Raw genomic sequence first — 19,330 nt, forward strand, 5'->3', positions numbered from 1 at the left:
TTATTGAAGGAATTCTCTATCTTAATGTTTGCGTTTATAATACGTAATTCCAAGAGCAAGGGCAAGCACTGCACCCTTTACAATATCCATTGCATAATACGGAACAGAAATCATAATCAACCCGTTGGATAATATCCCAATTAACACTGCCCCGATAAATGTACCAAACGCGTTTGGCTTACCAGAGCCTAGCACCGCATAGCCAATGTACGATGCCGCAACAGCATCCATCAAATACGGTGCACCTGCATTAACTTCTGCAGTCATAACACGTGCCCCTAGCAAAATACCACCGATTCCAGCAAATAAAGCTCCAATGATATAAGCAATAAAGCGATATTTTTTAACTGGAATACCAGACAACTTGGCTGCTTCAGGATTGCCGCCAATCATATACATATAACGACCATGCTTTGTAAAGGATAAAAATAGCTGAACAAGAATTACTGTAACAATCATAATGATGATAATATATGGTGATTTACCAAGCATACCGAAAACTTTTGGAATTGTTCCTGGCGCATAATCCCCGCTTGGCATAATCATATTTTGCGAAATTGTCGCGCCACGCGTATAAGTTTGTGCGATCCCTTGAACGATAAACATCGTTGCAAGTGTCATCAGCATATCTTCAATTTTAAAGCTTGTAACTAAAAATCCATTAATTAACCCAATAAGTGCACAGATGATAAGCACAACTGCGATACTAACGTATATATTTTGACTATGCCATACAAATAGCGAAATTACGACAGCGTTAGCAAGCGATGCAGTGGATCCAACAGATAGGTCAAAGCCGCCAACAGAAAGCGATAGCGTCAATCCAATTGCAATAATCGTTACAATCGAAATTGAGCGAAAAATATTCGTTATATTTGACGCAGTTAAAAAGTTATCTGTCACCAAGCCGAAAAAAACGACGAGGAGAGCGATCGTAATTAAAGTTCCATATTTATATAGGAAGTCAAACCAGTTGACTCCTTTCTGCTTTACATCGACTGCCTTCATGTTGCTTGTCCCCCAGTACTATAAAACATAATTTCTTCCTCGCTACTTTGCGCCGTAATTAATTCCTTAGCTACCTTACCATCATACATAACATACATGCGATCTGTAAGACCGATCATTTCATTCGTTTCACTGGATGCGAAAATAACGCCTTTCCCTTGTGCGGCAAGACCTGCTATCAAGTTGTAAATATCGCGTTTGGCTCCGACATCAACACCCTTTGTCGGCTCATCAAAAATATATACTTCTGCATCTGCCAGCAACCATTTACCGATAGCAATCTTTTGCTGATTACCACCTGATAAATTTGCAACTAACGTCTTTTCGCTAGGAGTTTTAATGCCTAGCTTTTCAATCATGCTGTAAGAAGCCAGCTTTTCCTTCGCTTTGTTCAGCCATAATTTAAATGAAGTGTGCGGCGTAAGATTCGCAATCGTAAGGTTGACCCCTACCATTTCCTGCACAAAGATGCCTTCCCGCCGACGCTCTTCAGGAATCATTGCCAGTCCATGCTGAACTGCTTGATGAGGTGTACGATAAGCAATGACGTTGCCGCCTTTACGAATTTCACCGCGCTTTTTATGTGCAGCTCCAAACAGAATACGACAAAGCTCAGTTTTACCAGCACCAACAAGCCCTGCGATGCCAACAATTTCTCCTTTATGCACCTGAATAGATACACCATGCACTTTCTCATCATCTGCAACGTCTATTGCTTCAAACGCTAACTCACCGATCTTAGGCTGACGAGATGGAAACTGTCCATCTAACTGCGTACCAAGCATATGTTGAGCAACGATAACCTGATTCATCGTGTTAATAGGTGCAGAGATAACAAGCTTTCCATCGCGCAAAATCGTAATATCATCGCAAATTTGAAAAAGTTCAGGTAAGCGATGAGAAATGAAAATTATGCCGACTCCTTCCTTTTTTAAGCGTTCAATCAAAGAAAATAAACGGCTAGTTTCGCTATCACTTAACGGAGCTGTAGGCTCATCCAATATAAGAAACTTACATTTCATAGATACTGCACGAGCAATAAGCACAAGCTGTTTTTCTGCCAATGTCAGTTCTTTGACAAGCTTATTTGTTGGTAAATGAAACCCAATCTGATTCATAATTTTAGCAGCCTCTTTATGGATTTCACTCCAATTCACAAATGCTTTTTGCTCAGCATCATGAACCATTTGCTCCAACATAATATTTTCTGCAACGCTCAAATTTGGGATAAGAAGCATATCAACCTCTTGATATACAATTTGAATACCACAATCCTTAGCGTCTTTTGGCTTACGAATATTAAGCGTTTGTCCATCGATCGCAATACTGCCCGTATAATGTTCATATGCTCCTGCAAGCACCTTCATCAAGGTTGATTTACCTGCGCCGTTCGCCCCAATTAAGGCATGCGATGTGCCGGAAAGCATCTGAAAATTAACAGAGGACAATGCTTGTACTCCAGGGAAGGCAATCGAAATATCTTTCATTTCCAGTTTAACTTGCCCAGTTGCCACCAACTGCTTCCACCTACCTTATAAACAGGATATAGAGCGCCCTTTACATCTATCGATGCAAAAAGCGCTCTATGCTATAAACTATTCTTTATCTTAACGATATTGGGGTTAACGATTCAAGAATATTATTTTTTATTTACTTCTTTAAGATCTTTCATCCAATCTTCTAGGAAGGCATCACTAGTTCCCCAGCCAGGAATAATGTTGCTCAATGTATCCATTTTAACTGGTTCAGCAGCAGAAGCAAGATCAGATTGTTTAATAATGTTAGCGTCTAGGCTATAAGTAGAAGGTGTTTCTTCACCAGCTAGTTTTTTCGCTGCAAGACGTACAGTTACCGCACCAATTAGTTTAGGGTCAACTGCTGCAGTAGAAACCCAAGGGCTGTTTTCAGCTTGAATAGCTTCTAGGTCAGCATTTGATACGTCAATACCGTAGATTTTAACTTCTGTACGGTCAGCTTCTACTAGCGCACGATATGCACCAATTGCAAATGCATCCCAAGTTGCAAAAATCGCATCAAGTTCACCTTTTGGATATTTTGTTAGCAATGTTGCCACAGCATCTTGTGTATCTACAGAAGTGTTGTCATTTGCTACACCGTAACGGTCTAATTCAACGATACCTGGGTTAGCCTCTAGCACTTGCTTATAAACTGCATTACGACGTACCATTGCTGGGAAGCCATCTACCCATAGGTAAAGAATTTTTGCTTCACCGCCAGTTTCTTCAACAAGATGATCTAATGCAAATTGTGCTAGAGATTCGTCATTTTGAGAAGTTAATGTAACACCATCAACGTTTTGCAATTCATCAACAGAGTCAAATGCTACAACTTCAATACCTTTATCTCTTAGTTGTTGTGCTAGCTCAACAGTTTTTGCATCGTCACCATGGGAAATGATAACTGCATCAACATCAGAGTTTGCAGCTTGCTCAAGTGCATCATGGAACTTACCTGTGTCACCATTAGCAGAGAAAGTATCTACTTCAAAGCCTAGTGATTCACCCTCTTGTTTAGCACCTGCTAAAAATTGAGCAGTATGATCATCGCCACCGATTTTACGAATGACTTTAATTTTAATATCGCCTTTGTCAGCCAATGCAGCTGGTAAATTAACAGCAGCCTGATTAGCACTATTAGCACTATTATTTTTATTATTAGAGCTGTTGTTCCCATTGCCGCAAGCAGTCACAACCAATACTGCTGCAAGTAGTAGTACAAACAATGAGTATACCTTACTAGTTCTCACTAAAATTCTCCCCTTCAATGATCAGTAATAAATTTTGAATACAAAGTAATCCTATCGGATTTATATATTCATGTCAATACTTTTTTTTACTAGACTTCAACATTATAGTGCAAGTTATATCATTTATAAAGATTAATATTTTTGTATGAAAATTCATTTTGGTTGTATTTCCCAGTTAATGTTCTCTTTACACATTCTTGCTTTTAAAATAAAAACAAGCTTCAAAACATACATTCAGCTAATGTTTTGAAGCTTGTTTTTCGCAACGTAGACTATTGTTAAATCTAGCAACTTTTTAAACGTATACTACTGACGAAAAGCTTTTTTTGCTTCCTCGATTTTTTGCTCTAGCTCCGCTTTATGTTGCGCTAGCTGCTCATTCGTCCATTGCAGCTCGTCAGCCATCGCTTTTAGTACTGGCTCTTTCCAGCGCTCAACTTGATCAATTTGGAAGAACATATCCCCGGTACGTCGAATAAAGTAATCGACTGGCTTAGTTGTCATTTCATATTCTAAGGAATATTTAAGCATAATAGCTTGGAGTGGCGACAAACCGTAACGTGCTCCCCACTCAATTGCCTGTTTAGCAAATGAATAAATCACTTCGATATTCGTTCCATATCGCTTACAGAGTGCCTCAGCCTCTTCAAGTGTCAAGCCAAGATTGATTCCCTCTAAAACTTTCCCTTGGATATACTGAGGCATGCGGCTAGAACCGCCAAAATCGCCGCCAGAAATTGGAATATTACGTGTATACGTTCCTGCTGCAGGAACTTGCTTACCTTCCTGCCTCATAATTTCTACCGTTTTGTTGAGTACATCCTCTGCCATCTTGCGATAACCAGTCAGCTTACCACCCGCGATCGAAATAAGTCCAGAAGGAGAAACGAAAATTTCATCGCGGCGTGAAATTTCTGACGGAGATTTTCCTTCCTCATGAATAAGCGGACGCAAACCTGCCCAGCTTGATTCAATATCTTTATCCGTAAGCTTTAGACTTGGGAACATATTGTTCGCCGCATCAAGTAAATATTTACGATCCTCTGGTGTTGTCAAAGGAGTTGCTGTATCTCCCTCGTAATTTGTATCTGTCGTACCAAAATAAGTTTTTCCATCACGCGGAATCGCAAATGCCATACGACCATCAGGAATATCAAAATAAATTGCCTGTCTAAGTGGGAATCTCGACTGGTCAAATACAAGGTGAACCCCTTTCGTCAAACGAAGCGTCTTACCTTTTTTCGAGCCGTCAAGCTCACGAATATTATCTACCCAAGGACCTGCTGCGTTAATAATTTTATCTGCAAATATACGATATTTTTTCTGAGAGATTGTATCTAGCACCTCAACGCCAATTAATTTGCCAGCATCATCATATATTAACTTTTCTGCTTTAGCATAATTGACAACTAATGAACCTAGTTCATGAGCTTTCTTCATTACCTCAATTGTTAAGCGCGCATCATCTGTGCGGTATTCCACATAATAGCCGCCGCCTTTCATACCATCCTTGCGCAATAGCGGCTCTTTAGCTAACGTTTGCTCAGCAGAAAGCATCGTTCTGCGTTCACTTTTTTTAACGCCTGCAAGATAATCATAAACGCGTAAACCAATTGAAGTTGTAAACTTGCCAAATGTACCGCCCTTATAAAGTGGCAGTAACATCCACTCTGGAGTAGTGACATGAGGTCCATTTTCATAAACGATTTCACGTTCCTTACCAACCTCTGCTACAACACCTACCTCCAATTGCTTTAAATAGCGCAAGCCGCCATGAACGAGCTTTGTCGAACGGCTAGAAGTACCTCCTGCAAAATCTTGCATCTCTATTAAACCAAGCTTCAAGCCTCTTGCTGCAGCATCAAGCGCAATCCCTGCACCTGTAATACCGCCTCCAATAACGAGAATATCAAGCTTGTTGCTTGCCATTTGCTCCAGCGTTGCCTCGCGCTGGTGTACACTAAAGTATTGTGTTTTTGTGTCTTTACCCATAAGTTCATCTCCTCAAAATGTGCAAACATAACAAAAAAGAGAAACTCACGAAGCCGTTCCTTTGAGTTAATTCAACCCAAAAGAACGGCATTCGCGGTTTCTCCGTGTCTCCAACCATTATTAACTTAATGTTATTATACCATAGTTATTCGCAAAATGCCATCGCTGCTTTTACAGCTCTTAACCAGCCCTTAAATAAACTTTCCCGATCCTCTTCTGACATTTGCGGGATAAAGCTGCGATCGATTTTATGAAGCGTTGTCAATTGCTCCTTGCTGCTCCAGAAGCCAACTGCTAATCCTGCTAAGTAAGCCGCTCCAATTGCAGTTGATTCACGCACATGCGGACGGTCAACTGGCTTGCCGATGATGTCACTTTGGAATTGCATAAGAAAATCATTTTGCACGACTCCGCCATCTACCGCCATTTTTTTAAGCTGGTAACCAGAATCTTCTTCCATCACTTGCAGCAATTCACGCGATTGGTAAGCAAGCGATTCCAATACAGCTCGGACAATATGAGCTTTCGATGTGCCTCTTGTAATACCGAACATCGCACCGCGCACATCACTGTTCCAATATGGCGTACCTAAGCCAACGAACGCTGGAACGACATATACTCCTTCTGATGACTCAACTGAGCGTGCCAATTCCTCGGATTGCTGTGCATGATTAATCACTTGCAGTCCGTCACGCAGCCATTGAATCGCAGCACCTGCTACGAATACACTTCCTTCCAGTGCATACTCTAACTTGCCATCTACTTCCCAAGCAATCGTTGTCAGTAAGCCATGCTTTGAAGTAATTGGTGTTTCACCTGTATTCATTAACATAAAGCAGCCTGTGCCATACGTATTTTTTGTATCACCTTTATGAAAAGCTTGATGGCCAAACAGCGCAGCCTGCTGATCACCTGCTGCACCGGCTATCGGGATTGCATGACCTAACACTTCTTCATTCGTATAACCATATATCTCAGAGGAGGATCTTACCTCTGGCAGCACAATTGCAGGGACATCGAGCCACTCTAGCAACTGCTCATCCCAGCGTCGCTCATAAATATTAAACATTAGCGTACGGGACGCATTGGACACATCCGTCACATGAACTTTTCCGCCGGTTAGCTTCCAAATTAGCCATGTCTCAATCGTGCCGAACAGTAGATCCCCCTGCTGTGCCAGTTCTCGTGCACCTTCAACATTATCTAATACCCATTTTACTTTAGTGCCTGAAAAATAAGGGTCGATAAGCAGACCTGTTCTTTGGCGAAACTCATCGGCTAATCCCTTTTGCTTCAAATCTTCACATATATCAGTCGTTTGACGTGATTGCCATACTAAACCATTATAGATTGGCAGACCAGTCTGCTTATTCCATAGCACGGTCGTTTCACGTTGATTTGTAATTCCAATTCCTTTAATGCTATGCGAGCTTACCCCAGCATCATGCAGCAGATTGCGTATAACTCGCAAAGTAGATTCCCAAATAAATTCAGCATCAACTTCCACATGTCCTGGATGCGGATAAATAAGCGGAAGCTCCTCTTGCTGAATGGCAACAATTTCACCTTGTTTATTTACTAATAATGCTCTTGTGCTTGTCGTTCCTTGATCAATAGACATCATGAACTGTGTCAAGTGAACTCCTCCTTATACGATACATAACCTATCGGTAACTCCAAAGCTCCTTGCGAGACGTTGTAATCGCAGTTGCACCAGCACGCAGTGCAGCATCAATATGCTGCTCTGACTTGATTAAGCCTCCTGCAATGACTGGAATGCCTGTTTGCTCCTTTACTTCAGCAATTGCCTCAGGGATAATCCCCGGCAAAACTTCAATGTAGTCGGGAGCTGACTTTTCAATCATGCGATAGCTGCGCTCCATTGCTTCCGTATCAATTAGAAACATTCGTTGGATTGCAATTAGGCCGCGCTGTTTTACACGCATGACAACACTTGCTCGCGTTGAAATAATTCCTGCAGGACCGATCGACTGACATAAAAAATCAGCGGCATGTTCATCATTTTTCAGACCATCAATAAGATCAGCATGCAGTAAAACATGCTTGCCGTGCGCTTTCGCCAAATCAACAACATTTTTAAGTTGTCCGATATGCCCGCCAAGTAAAACCATATATGGAAGTGGTGAGGCAATGACCGCTTCAACATCTTTGATCTTACTTACTGCAGGTAATATCGCTTGGAATGGTTGGCGCTCGCTCATTATTCATGCTCCTTTTCTTGCTTTAACAGTTAATTTGGTTTGAGGTAATGCTTGCACAAGATTGTGGGATTGTTCTACGAACACAATACATCTCAACAGCTTACTTGTCACATCTATTATTGAAAAAAGTGTGAACCGCTGTCGGACTTTATTAAATTATGTACGTTAAGGGCTTTCAACGTCAAGTAGTGATGCTTCACTTTGTGATAAGCTTTTTATTCATATTTACAACAAAATAAAAAGCCCTTCCTTTCGTACAATGTTTCATCACATTTATACTAAAGAAAGAGCATTTCTATGCGAATTCCACTTAATATATTCGATAGTTTCCACTAAGTGCTAGCATTGCGAACATATATAAGCAATTATCATAATAGCGACGTTCCCCTGTTCGAACAGGTGTATTCCATAGCAGCTCAACTGCAGCTCTAGCGCCAGCTTGATCGCTTGCTGCCAACGCTGCCTGCGCATTTGTAGCTAGTAAGCCTACAGGATGCAATGCTTTTTCCTCAAACGGCTCCCCTTCTATCGTATATCGTCGATAGTCTTCAGGATGTTTATCGCTAAAAAACGAAATGATCCGGTCAGCAAGATTCCGTTGCCGCTCATCAACGCCAAACCAAGCATAGTCTAAGCCAATATTCGCCGCTACGCGATATGAATCACTAAAAAAATGTCCGAAACCACGCGTATGATTTGGAGAACCATCATAAAAAGCGTACTCTGGAGCTAGCCCAGTTACTGGATGACAACTAATTTGAATATAATCCCTGCTTGCTGTCGCAGCTTCCTTCCAAAATATGCGATCTTCCTCATCCGCCCATAATGCAAATAATTCATAAAAATGCGGCAGATGGTATGACGGATCAGAAAATTCTACTTCAGGGATAAATTTAATTAGTTTATTATCAGGATTCCACATTGGAAAACCTGGCGGCTTTTGATGAATACAGGTTCTTAATAGCTCTCTCGCCTGCTCTCCATAGTTATAAGGCGCCTCACGATCTCCCCAGCGATGGCTTGCAAACAATAGTGCCATTGCAAAATATTCCTCACCATCTGGTGCAGGACCATGTGCGTTAGGCGTTCCATTCGGTTGACAAGACCATGCGAAATACCCTTTATGAATACCTTCTGTCATATACATATAGGTATAGGTCCAATTCCACAGCTTATCGAAAATATCTTGACGATCAAATTGCACCGCCATCATCATGCCGTAAGACATTCCTTCAGTACGAACATCGAGATTCCCTGTATCGAGTAAGTACCCCTTGTCCTCTCCCATTTCATAATAGATTTTTGTTTCTTCATTCTCACCAAACAGAGCATCCCATGTATGCTGAAGCTTGGCTGCGATTTGTGCTTCATTATAACCAAACTCTGCAAACAAATTTCGATATTGCCCTGTATAAAAAGCTCCCTGCAGCCTAGCACTCATCAATCATCATCCATTCATTTTTAATATCGCTACTCTAACCTTCTTAACCCGAAACTTTCCTTCATCTTTAAGCACATTAACCTTTAACGCCGCCAACCATCATCCCTTTAACAAAGTACTTTTGCAGGAATGGATAAACCATAATAATAGGCACAGAGGCAATGATCGTCATTGATGCCCGTACAGCAGTTGGCGTAACTTGGCTTTGACCATTTGCCGCACTAATAAATGCATCTCCTGCTGTTTTTTGTGTCATTGAGGCATTAGAGTTTTGCAATATTTTTTGCAGCTCATATTGCAATGTGCTTAGCTCAAGTGTCGAAGAGTTATATAAAAATACGTCAAACCATGAGTTCCACTGATAGACACCGCTAAATAATGCAACCGTAGCTAACACAGGAACGCATAACGGCAATACAATGCTGAAAAAGGTGCGGTATTCGCTCGCCCCGTCAATACGAGCCGATTCAAGTATGCTTTCTGGCAACCCTTCAATAAAGGAGCGAATAACGATAAGGTTAAACACACCGATTAATCCCGGCAAAATATAAACCCAGAAGGAATCTAGCAAATTCAAATCACGAATTAGCAAGAAATTTGGAATTAATCCGCCGTTAATGTACATCGTTAAAATAAAGGCAACGGTTACAAACTTACGTAACACAAATTCCTGTCTGCTAATTGCATATGCCACCATCGCCGAACAAAATACGGTTACAACCGTACCGATGACAGTTCGTAAAACAGAAATTAACGTTGCATTGTATATATTGTCTTCTGAAAGAATATATTTATAGTTAGCAAGCGTCCATACTCTTGGCCATAAATATATCCCGCCTTTGATTGAATCCTTTGCTTCGTTAAAGGATACCGCTAAAGTATTCAAAAACGGATAAAGTGTAATAACCATCAATAACGTTAATAAAATATAGTTAGTGTAATCAAATATTCTATCGCCGAGTGTAAAATTTCTGCGCATGCTGTCACCTACTCTCTAGTAAAGTCGTGCTTCGCCAAGACGTTTTGATATATTATTGGCGGCAAATAATAGGATAAAGCTAACCACCGTTTTAAACATCCCAGCAGCTATAGATAAAGAGAAGTTACCTTGTGCAATCCCGTATTTTAACACGAAAATATCCAAGTTCTCTGAATAATCAACGTTCATTCCGTTACCTAGCAAATATTGCGGCTCAAAGCCTGATTCAAGCAGGTAACCAATATTCATAATTAGCAGTACTACAATAACGGATTTAATTCCTGGCAATGTAATATGCCACATCCGTTGCAGACGTCCTGCCCCATCAATTTCTGCTGCTTCATATTGAGCTGGATCGATCATTGTTATTGCAGCTAGATATACGATCGTATTCCAACCAACATCCTTCCATACACTTGCAGCACCAAAAATACCCCAAAAATATTCACCAATTCCTAAAAACAAAATACTTTCTTTAATAATGCCAGCCCGCAGCAGCAGCTCATTAATAATTCCTTCAGGAGATAAAGTCTGCTGAACAATACCTGCGGCAACTACCCATGAAATAAAGTGAGGCAAATAACTAACTGTTTGAACAACTCGTTTAAATACAACTACACGCAATTCATTGAGCAGTAAAGCTAATATAATCGCTGTTACAAATCCAAGCACCAAATTAATTCCGCTCATTGCAAGCGTATTGCGTAATACTTTTAAAAACCGCTCGTCCTCAAACAAGAACCCAAAATGTTTAAAGCCTACCCAAGTCTGCTCAGCAAATGACTGACCGGGCTTATAATCCTGGAACGCAATCGTCCAGCCCCATATTGGTAAATACTTAAAAATAAATAACCAGATTAAAAATGGTATTGTCATTACCAGCAAAGCATGCTGCTTTGCACATAGTTTAAAGAAACGACCAATTCGACTTGATGATTTTTTTGTAGGTTGCTCCCCTTTAGCCAATGCCACTTGTTCCATTACTAATTCTCCTCTCCAGCGCATCTATGGTTGAAAGAAGGGACCTTACAATGATAAGGTTTTTCATTGTTTGGTCCCGCTCAAACTTTCAATTATTTCCCTTTTACTTCCTCAATCGCTTTTTTCACTTCTGCTGTCATAAACGCTTCATATCCAGCAGTGTCCAGCTTGCTAAGCTCAGCAGTATATTCAGCCCAGTTATCTTCAAATTTGCTTGGATCCTCTAGCACAAGTTTAGGGAAATATTTCTTCGCAATTTCAGTTTTCTTTGTTTCATAGATTTGCTCAGGAGAGCCTTGCGCCTTAGGGAATCCCCATGCTGGGTACCAAGGACGTTCTTCAGGATCAGCAAACAGTTCAGCATATGTTTTTACGCCATATTTATCTAGGATAAATTTATCCTCTTCTGTTAGATCCAACTGGAATACTTCTGGTTGGAACAACGGAGATACTGCATTACCATTACTGAAAGTTGATTCTTGGCTATAGATAGGCCAGCTCCAGTCATAATACTTGAAACCGAATTCTTCACGGAACGCTTCAGTGATTTTAGCAATTTGCTCTGGAGTACGATAATAACGTCCATTTTCGTCAACTTCATATGTTTCGCCTTCAATACCCCAAGCTCTTAAAATTTGGTTTTCTTCTTTTAGCAAGTTATCGAAATATTGAACAATGCGCGCTGGATCTTTAGCACTGATTGTAATACCGATACCACGGTTTTTAACAAAGCTTGGCGGATCTAAATATTGATCTTTTTGTCCGTCAAATGTAATTGGCAATGGGAAGTACTTATAATCATCTTGAGCTGGATCAACTCTCGCTGCATCCTTCAATACTAGAGTAGCATTTTGAATTTGCCAGCCGTAATCGAACATACCAAGCACTTTACCACTTGTAAGTTTTGCTAAATATTGATCGTAGTTATCAATAAATGATGCCTTATCAAACAAACCTTCTGCATTAAGCTCATTAAGCATTTTTAGATAACGTTTTGTTTCTTCGCTTCCCGCATATACTTTTGCCTCATAAGTTTCCATATCAACGATGACTTCACCATCGTTTGGATAACCAGCTAGATGCATTGGTGCGTTGGATGTTGCAAAGAATCTCCAGTCATGTGTTAATGTAATAAAACCTGTTAAATCTTCTTCAGGGTGATTTTTAACAAAATCACGAATTAGCTGGAAATATTCATCGATTGTTTTAATTTTTGGATAGCCAGCTTCTTTCAGTACACGACGTTGAATCCAAAATGCACCTTGGTTAATTTCTGGATTCGGTTGATATTCGCCTACTTGAGTAGACATTGGTAAGAAATAAAGTCCACCGTAAGTATTTTTGATTCGTTCTAAGTCATTACCATATGCCTTTTTAATATTTGGCCCATGTTCCTCGATTAAGTCTGTCAAGTCAATAAAGCCGCCTGCAGCAAGCACTTCGTCAATTGCTGCATCTGGAACTAATACGTCAGGATATTTTCTTGAAGCAATCATTGTTCCGATTTTAGTATTCAAATCCCCGACAAGATTTTCAATTTTGAAGTTAACGCCTGTTTGATCTTCAAAAATTTTACCGAGCACTGTTTCATTTGAATTAATATCCTTGGCAGCGCCCGCACCGTTAAAATAGGTGAAGGTTACTTTGTCTAATACTTTTTCCTCGCTTCCTCCACTGTTTTCACTAGCTTTATTTCCGCTATTGCCGCCAGTAGCATTATTTTCGCCGTTGCTTGAACAGCCTGTTACAACAAGCGTCAAGGCAAGCATTAACATCGTTGCAAGCTTGGCGGTTTTAAACTTCTTCATAACAACTTCATCCCCTTTACGATTTTCTGTAAGCACTTTCATTTTAACAAGGAATGAAAATGTCTACATTGAGAGAAGTTTAGAATCTACTATAAAAACTTTAGATCACTTTTGTGCTGGTACGACTAGGTGAACGAAGGTTCCTTTTCCGATTTCACTCTCTATTGTAAATTGGAATTGCTCCTCATAGAAAAGCTTCAAGCGGTAAATAACATTTTGCACGCCGATTCGTTCTCCCAAATCTTTTGTTTCCTTCACATAGGAGTAAATCCGTTGTACCTGCTCTTCACTCATCCCAGCTCCATTGTCGCTAATGCGAAAATGCAGCTTATCTTGTTCGACATTTAGTTGAATTGTCACTTTGCCGCCTTGCTTTATTTTCTCTATACCATGAATGCATGCATTCTCTACAAAGGGTAAATAGATCAATTTAGGAACTAGACAATTTTCTGCCTCCGGATCAACCTCGATTTCGTAATCTAAGCGATCGGCAAAGCGATACTTCTGAATTTCTAAAAAGCAAAGAATAAATTCAACTTCTTCCTTCAGCTTCACTTTATCTCGCTTCCAAGTCAGTGAGCTGCGGAACAGCTTAGCCATATTATGAATGATTTTTGCCGTTTCTGTTTCATTCTTCATAATGCTGCGCATTCTGATCGTCTCTAGCGCATTAAACAAAAAATGAGGGTTAATCTGGCTTTGCAGAGCATTAAGCTGGGCATAACGATGTTCAAGCTCCATATTTTTTTCCTTAAGATCTGCCACATAGACATCATTAATAAGTGAACTAATTTGCAGTGTCATCCGATTGAATTCTGTTGTCACTTGACCGATTTCATCAAGTGATTCACGCTTTCGAATAATATCGAAGCTGCCATTTTTCACTCGCTTCATATGGTTTAACAGCGAAGCAAGCCGCTTTGTAATCGAGCGGGAGATAATGACAATAATGCTCGTAGCCAGCAAAATGTTAGCTAATGCAATCCAAAGCACAAACTGTCTAGCATCCTTTGCTGCATGTACAATTTCAGCCTTTGGCACATGAGCAACTAAATACCAGTCCTGCAGTGGAAACATATTAAAATGTTCACTTTCAAAAACATAGGTGTCATCATCAACTGCAATACTGCTTATTGGAAATTGATTACGGCTCCAATCAATTTCTTTATTAGTCGTATATTGTACAATGCCATCTGCATCGACAAAATAGATACTCCCAATAATGTTCAAGTTATGCAGCACAGCATCTATCGACTCTGTTTTTATCTCGATCTTCAATACTTTTTCCCATCTATTTAATGAGTCAAAATAATCCATTACACGAACAATGTTAAACGTATCCTGTATTTCCTCTCCATCGACTTTGGTCAAACGATCTTCCTTCGTTGTACGAATAAACACAGGTTCGTTAGAATAACGCTTACTAAGCGCTTCGTACCAGTTGCTTTCTCTACTTGTTTTCGTTAAATGAGCAACTGCACCAGAATGGATAATCCATGGGTTATCTACATAGATTTTTATATTTTGTACCGAGGTATAAACTGGTGTGTAATTGTTAATCACTCGCCTCACATAATTGTCATAGGCAGCTACATAATCAGCATGATTGCTGTAGTCAGCATCTAGCAGCGAATTAAGATTGTAATCCGTATATAGTACAAACGATACACTGACAGCTGATTCGATTAGGCGAATTAATTCAAGTCTTACTTGCGATAGCGAAACTTTAATATCTTCCCTTCGCTTTTCTTGCACATTGATATTAATCAAATTATAAAAAATTACGTTCGTCAAAATGATTGGAATAAGTACGCATAAAAAATACATCAACAAAAACTTATTGCGCAGTCGTATATCATCTAAATGCAAATTTTGCTTAATGTACCTAATGAGCTTCATGCAATTCACCTGTTACATTACTTTTAAATGTTTGGCGATATTCAGTTGGGGTAAGCTTCTCCAGCTTTTCAAATTGCGAAACAAAATATTCAGCATGACTAAAGCCAACCTTTTCGGCAATTTCATAGATTTTCATATCCGTCTGCCGAAGTAGCTTTTTCGCTTCCTGAATACGCAGTTGAAGCAAATACTCATTAAAGTAATAGCCATATTTTTTTTTGAATAGCTGACCTAAATAAACAGGATTAATATAAAACTGCGCAGAAATTGATTTTAAACTAATCGGTTCAGCATAATGAAGATCAATATATTTCTTAATCCGCTGAATTCCTCCTTTGGCCATATCCCTGCGCTCTTCTGCAATACAGCGACTGCAATCGATTGCAAAAGCAAGCAGCAGTTGACGTAATGCAGCGCGATTAATATATATCGCCTCCCAACCAATTAACTCATTAAGATAGTTTAAACGCTCCTTGTCTATCTGCATCGTTTGCACAATATGCAAGCAGTCTGCAACGAGTTTATGAATTGTAGCTTTCACAGCCTCAATTGAACAAAAATGCTCGCCAAATTGAGCAAGCAACTCATCAATTTCCCGCTCAATTCCAACATCGTTGTTTTGCTCAATTTCTTGCAAGAGCCCCTTATATGATTCAAAAGGCAACATAATATGACGAAGCTCATATTGCTGAAGCTCTGCATAATCAAAAATTTCACGATTGTCGATATACTTGAATTGTATTGCTTGTAAAGCAGCATGATAGGATTCTTTTAAAAAATGTACGCCTGTACATTGATGACTGTAATAAATATGCAATGGCTGCTGTCCAGATAAGCGATTATATAACTGTTTCATCAATAAATGAATCGAGGAATTTTTGGGTAAAAATCGCTGTGGAACAATGAAGCCCAATCGCCATTTTTGCGGAAAGATCAGCTCAATCGTTATGCTTGGCATCAAACTTTGAATGACCCCAATCATATGTTGGAACTGATCGTGAGGTAAATATTCATGCTTAGTTTCACTAGCGTCTTTATTATGCTCGATTAGGACAAAGTAATGTCCCTCGTTACAGTTTAGTCCCATGCTAGTATATATTTCTTGCAGTTCTTGCTCTGAGCAATCTCCTTGTTCTAATTTATCGAGCAGTTGTTGATTTTTATGTGTTGTCGTTTGCTTACTCTTTTGCTTTTCCCTCTTAATCGTATCGGCAAGCTGCTGCAGTGTTTCTTGGAGCATTCCTTCATCAATCGGCTTTAACAAAAAATCACATACTCCGTATCTTACTGCCTGTTGTGCATATTTAAATTCGTCGTAACCGCTTACGATAATAAATTTCGTATTTAATTGTTGCTCTTGAATGACCTTATGAATTAATTCAAGCCCATCAACTACTGGCATTCGAATATCGGTTATTACAACATCTGGCTGCTCCTGCAAAATAAAGTGATAAGCGTCCTCTCCATTATCTTGTTCCCCAATAACTTGAAAACCGCATGACTCCCAATCAATAATTGCACGCAATCCTTGTCTGAAAAAGATCTCATCATCAACTAGCAATACACTTAACATCTTATCACCTCTAGTTCTCAAGAATATAAATCTTTGACCGAACCAATTTGTAAATAAGAGGGGGACTATTTAGATTGCATCTAATGAGCTGAGCAGCTTCAATCGCGATGGAAACAATGCGTCTGATAATTATACTTTTAATAATCTTGTTGCTCATTTACAAGTAAAAGAATGAAGCAGCATGCATCAAGACATACAGTTCTCCAGACGCATTATTCCATTTTTTGTGAATTAATCAATGATATTCTTCCACTTATCGTTTCTCAAGTTATAATTTTTCAGGCATTGCAGATGGTCGCTCACATTGGTGTTGTACTTGAACATGACGTCCCTCATGCGAAGCGATATGAATCCCATGCATAACTTCAAGCACCTGTAATGCCAATTCTCCGCTGGCACGGTGTGGACGATTTTCTCGAATTGCAAGTGCTAAATCCAGTAGTCCAAGTCCGCGCTCATTTCCTGTATAGCTATGCGTAATTGAAACTTCCTCAAATTGATCGCTGCCTGCTTTTTTAAGCTTAACTGGTCCGCCGTGTGTATTTGGATCGGGCACAATTAGCGTACCTTCGCTGCCGTAAATTTCAATATTAGGCAAACTGCTGCCGCCCTTTACATCAAAGCTTGTAATTAAGGAAGCGGTTGCACCCGAGGCGAAATCTAGCACGCTATTAATATGAGTTGGCGTTTCTACCTGAATCATTTCACCATAACGCGGCTGACTTGTAATTTTACGCTGAGGATAGGAGATTACCGCTGATCCTGTAACTCGCTTGATAGAGCCAAGTAACGTAATAAATGCCGATAAATAATATGGTCCCATATCGAATAGCGGACCTGCTCCTGTTGCATATAAAAATGCCGGATTCGGATGCCAGCTTTCTGGACCGCCTGATAACATAAAGCCTGTAGCACCAATAGGCTGACCAATGACTCCATCATCAATTAATTTACGACAAGTTTGAATCCCCCCGCCTAAGACAGTATCTGGCGCTACAGCTACACGCAAACCGAGCCTTTTCGCTGTTTCGATAATCCGTTGACCATCCTCTACAGTTACTGCCAGCGGCTTTTCTGAATAAACATGTTTGCCAGCTTCCAATGCAGCAAGACTAATTTGAGCATGAGCTTGCGGAATCGTTAAATTCAGTACCACCTCAATCTCTGGATCAGCAAGCAATTGCTCGGTTGTTAACACTTTACGAATACCGTAGGTTGAAGCTTTACTTTGCGCAAGCTCATGATTTAAATCTGCAAGTGCAACTACTTCTAATTGTTCATACCGCGTGCAATTTTGCAAATAAATATCGCTAATATTGCCGCAACCTATAATTCCAACTTTTACCTTATGCACATTAATTTCCCCAATCTGTACATGATAAATTAGTTACACTTCTTACTTTACTGGCAAGTTGCAATTTCGACAATAACCTGTACAGCTTTTTCCATTGTATCTAATGAAATATACTCATATTTGCCATGAAAATTTTCGCCACCTGCAAAAATATTCGGTGTTGGTAAGCCCATATAAGACAATCTTGAGCCATCTGTTCCCCCACGAATTGGCTGAACAATTGGCTTAATGCCAAGCTTAGTCATCGCCGCATGAGCCCGCTCAACGATTTCCATTTTAAGCTCAATAATTTCACGCATATTGTAGTAACTATCCGTAATCTCAGCTTTAATCGCCTGCTCACCGTATTTTTGCACGAGATCGCTTACGACTTTTTCAATAAACTGCTTACGCTCCTCGAATTTCTGCTTATCAAATTCGCGAATCAAATAATGAAGGGTGGTAACCTCAACACCGCCTTCTATTCGATTTAAATGATAAAAACCTTCATAGCCCTCTGTATGCTCTGGCGTTTCATGCTCAGGCAAAGCCGCTTGAAACTCTAGTGCTATTCGTGTTGCATTAATCATTTTTCCTTTCGCTGTACCGGGATGAACGCTGCGACCGTAGCAAGTGATTTTCGCACTAGCGGCATTAAAATTTTCATATTGCAGCTCACCTAGCGGACCTCCATCCATCGTATAAGCAAAATCAGCACCGAAGCGTTCTACATCAAAACGGTCAGCACCACGACCGATTTCTTCATCAGGCGTAAAGGCAACTTTTATCGTGCCATGCTTAATTTCAGGATGCTTCTGCAAATAAGCTAAAGCAGTCATAATTTCTGCAATTCCTGCTTTATCATCAGCACCTAGCAGCGTTGTGCCGTCTGTTGTAATTAACGTTTGTCCTACATAGTTGCTAAGCTCAGGAAACTGCTTTGGTGACAACACAATTTGTTGAGACTCGTTGAGGACAATATCTCCCCCATCATAATTTTCAACAATTTGCGGATTAACGTTTGTGCCAGTTAACTCAGTTGCTGTGTCCATATGCGCTAAAAAGCCGATTACGGGCTGCTGCTCCTCACAATTTGCTGGCAATGTTGCGTAAACATAACAATTCTCATCAAGCGTAGCATCCTCTAAGCCAAGCTCCTTAAGCTCTGCAAGCAGTTGACGTGCCAGCACCCATTGCCCTTCTGTTGACGGGCAACTTGGGGATGATGGATCGGATTGCGTGCCGATTTGCACATAGGAAATAAAACGTTGTAATAGTTGATCTCTCATCTTTTCTTGCTCCTTAACGATTTATCGTGGTAATTGAT

At 40.1% G+C, this 19,330-nt stretch carries 14 protein-coding genes; all 14 read right to left on the minus strand.

Going from position 1 to position 19,330, the window contains the following annotated elements; genetic code table 11:
• Window positions 1-21: 21 nt before the first annotated feature.
• The 14 genes from AC2TDL_RS06780 to pepT all read right to left on the minus strand — a co-directional run bounded on the left by AC2TDL_RS06780 (window position 22) and on the right by pepT (window position 19,292).
• Window positions 22-1,008 (minus strand): ABC transporter permease, encoded by a 987-nt coding sequence (locus AC2TDL_RS06780; RefSeq protein WP_484699541.1) that lies wholly within the window; start codon window positions 1,006-1,008, stop codon window positions 22-24.
• Window positions 1,005-2,522 (minus strand): sugar ABC transporter ATP-binding protein, encoded by a 1,518-nt coding sequence (locus AC2TDL_RS06785; RefSeq protein WP_484699543.1) that lies wholly within the window; start codon window positions 2,520-2,522, stop codon window positions 1,005-1,007. Before AC2TDL_RS06785 ends, AC2TDL_RS06780 begins: the two co-directional genes overlap by 4 nt.
• 125 nt (window positions 2,523-2,647) lie before the next feature.
• On the minus strand, window positions 2,648-3,775 hold the full coding sequence (locus AC2TDL_RS06790; RefSeq protein WP_484699545.1) for a sugar ABC transporter substrate-binding protein: 1,128 nt from the start codon (window positions 3,773-3,775) through the stop codon (window positions 2,648-2,650).
• A 306-nt stretch (window positions 3,776-4,081) separates the two neighbouring features.
• A complete protein-coding gene (locus AC2TDL_RS06795; protein ID WP_484699548.1) occupies window positions 4,082-5,767 on the minus strand; it encodes a glycerol-3-phosphate dehydrogenase/oxidase in 1,686 nt (561 codons plus the stop codon).
• Between the two features lie 145 nt (window positions 5,768-5,912).
• Entirely contained in the window at window positions 5,913-7,403 is a 1,491-nt protein-coding gene (gene glpK / locus AC2TDL_RS06800; RefSeq protein ID WP_484699551.1) for a glycerol kinase GlpK, read from the minus strand.
• A gap of 28 nt (window positions 7,404-7,431) precedes the next feature.
• A complete protein-coding gene (locus AC2TDL_RS06805; protein WP_484699554.1) occupies window positions 7,432-7,989 on the minus strand; it encodes a glycerol-3-phosphate responsive antiterminator in 558 nt (185 codons plus the stop codon).
• A gap of 310 nt (window positions 7,990-8,299) precedes the next feature.
• Entirely contained in the window at window positions 8,300-9,430 is a 1,131-nt protein-coding gene (locus AC2TDL_RS06810; protein WP_484699556.1) for a family 8 glycosyl hydrolase, read from the minus strand.
• 76 nt (window positions 9,431-9,506) lie between these two features.
• Window positions 9,507-10,409, minus strand: coding sequence for a carbohydrate ABC transporter permease (locus AC2TDL_RS06815; RefSeq protein WP_484699557.1), 903 nt, complete (start codon window positions 10,407-10,409; stop codon window positions 9,507-9,509).
• 15 nt (window positions 10,410-10,424) lie between these two features.
• Complete coding sequence (locus tag AC2TDL_RS06820; RefSeq protein ID WP_484699559.1) at window positions 10,425-11,390, minus strand: ABC transporter permease; 966 nt, start codon at window positions 11,388-11,390, stop codon at window positions 10,425-10,427.
• Window positions 11,391-11,482: 92 nt separating this feature from the next.
• Window positions 11,483-13,240: an extracellular solute-binding protein gene (locus tag AC2TDL_RS06825; RefSeq protein ID WP_484699561.1), complete on the minus strand. Its 1,758-nt coding sequence runs from the start codon at window positions 13,238-13,240 to the stop codon at window positions 11,483-11,485.
• 63 nt (window positions 13,241-13,303) lie between these two features.
• Complete coding sequence (locus AC2TDL_RS06830) at window positions 13,304-14,968, minus strand: sensor histidine kinase (protein WP_484699563.1); 1,665 nt, start codon at window positions 14,966-14,968, stop codon at window positions 13,304-13,306.
• 115 nt (window positions 14,969-15,083) lie between these two features.
• A complete protein-coding gene (locus AC2TDL_RS06835; protein ID WP_484699566.1) occupies window positions 15,084-16,670 on the minus strand; it encodes a response regulator in 1,587 nt (528 codons plus the stop codon).
• A gap of 268 nt (window positions 16,671-16,938) precedes the next feature.
• Entirely contained in the window at window positions 16,939-18,024 is a 1,086-nt protein-coding gene (locus tag AC2TDL_RS06840; protein WP_484699569.1) for a Gfo/Idh/MocA family protein, read from the minus strand.
• Window positions 18,025-18,071: 47 nt separating this feature from the next.
• Entirely contained in the window at window positions 18,072-19,292 is a 1,221-nt protein-coding gene (gene pepT, locus AC2TDL_RS06845; protein WP_484699572.1) for a peptidase T, read from the minus strand.
• Between the last annotated feature and the right edge of the window lie 38 nt (window positions 19,293-19,330).

This window comes from Paenibacillus sp. plas6, assembly GCF_057221655.1.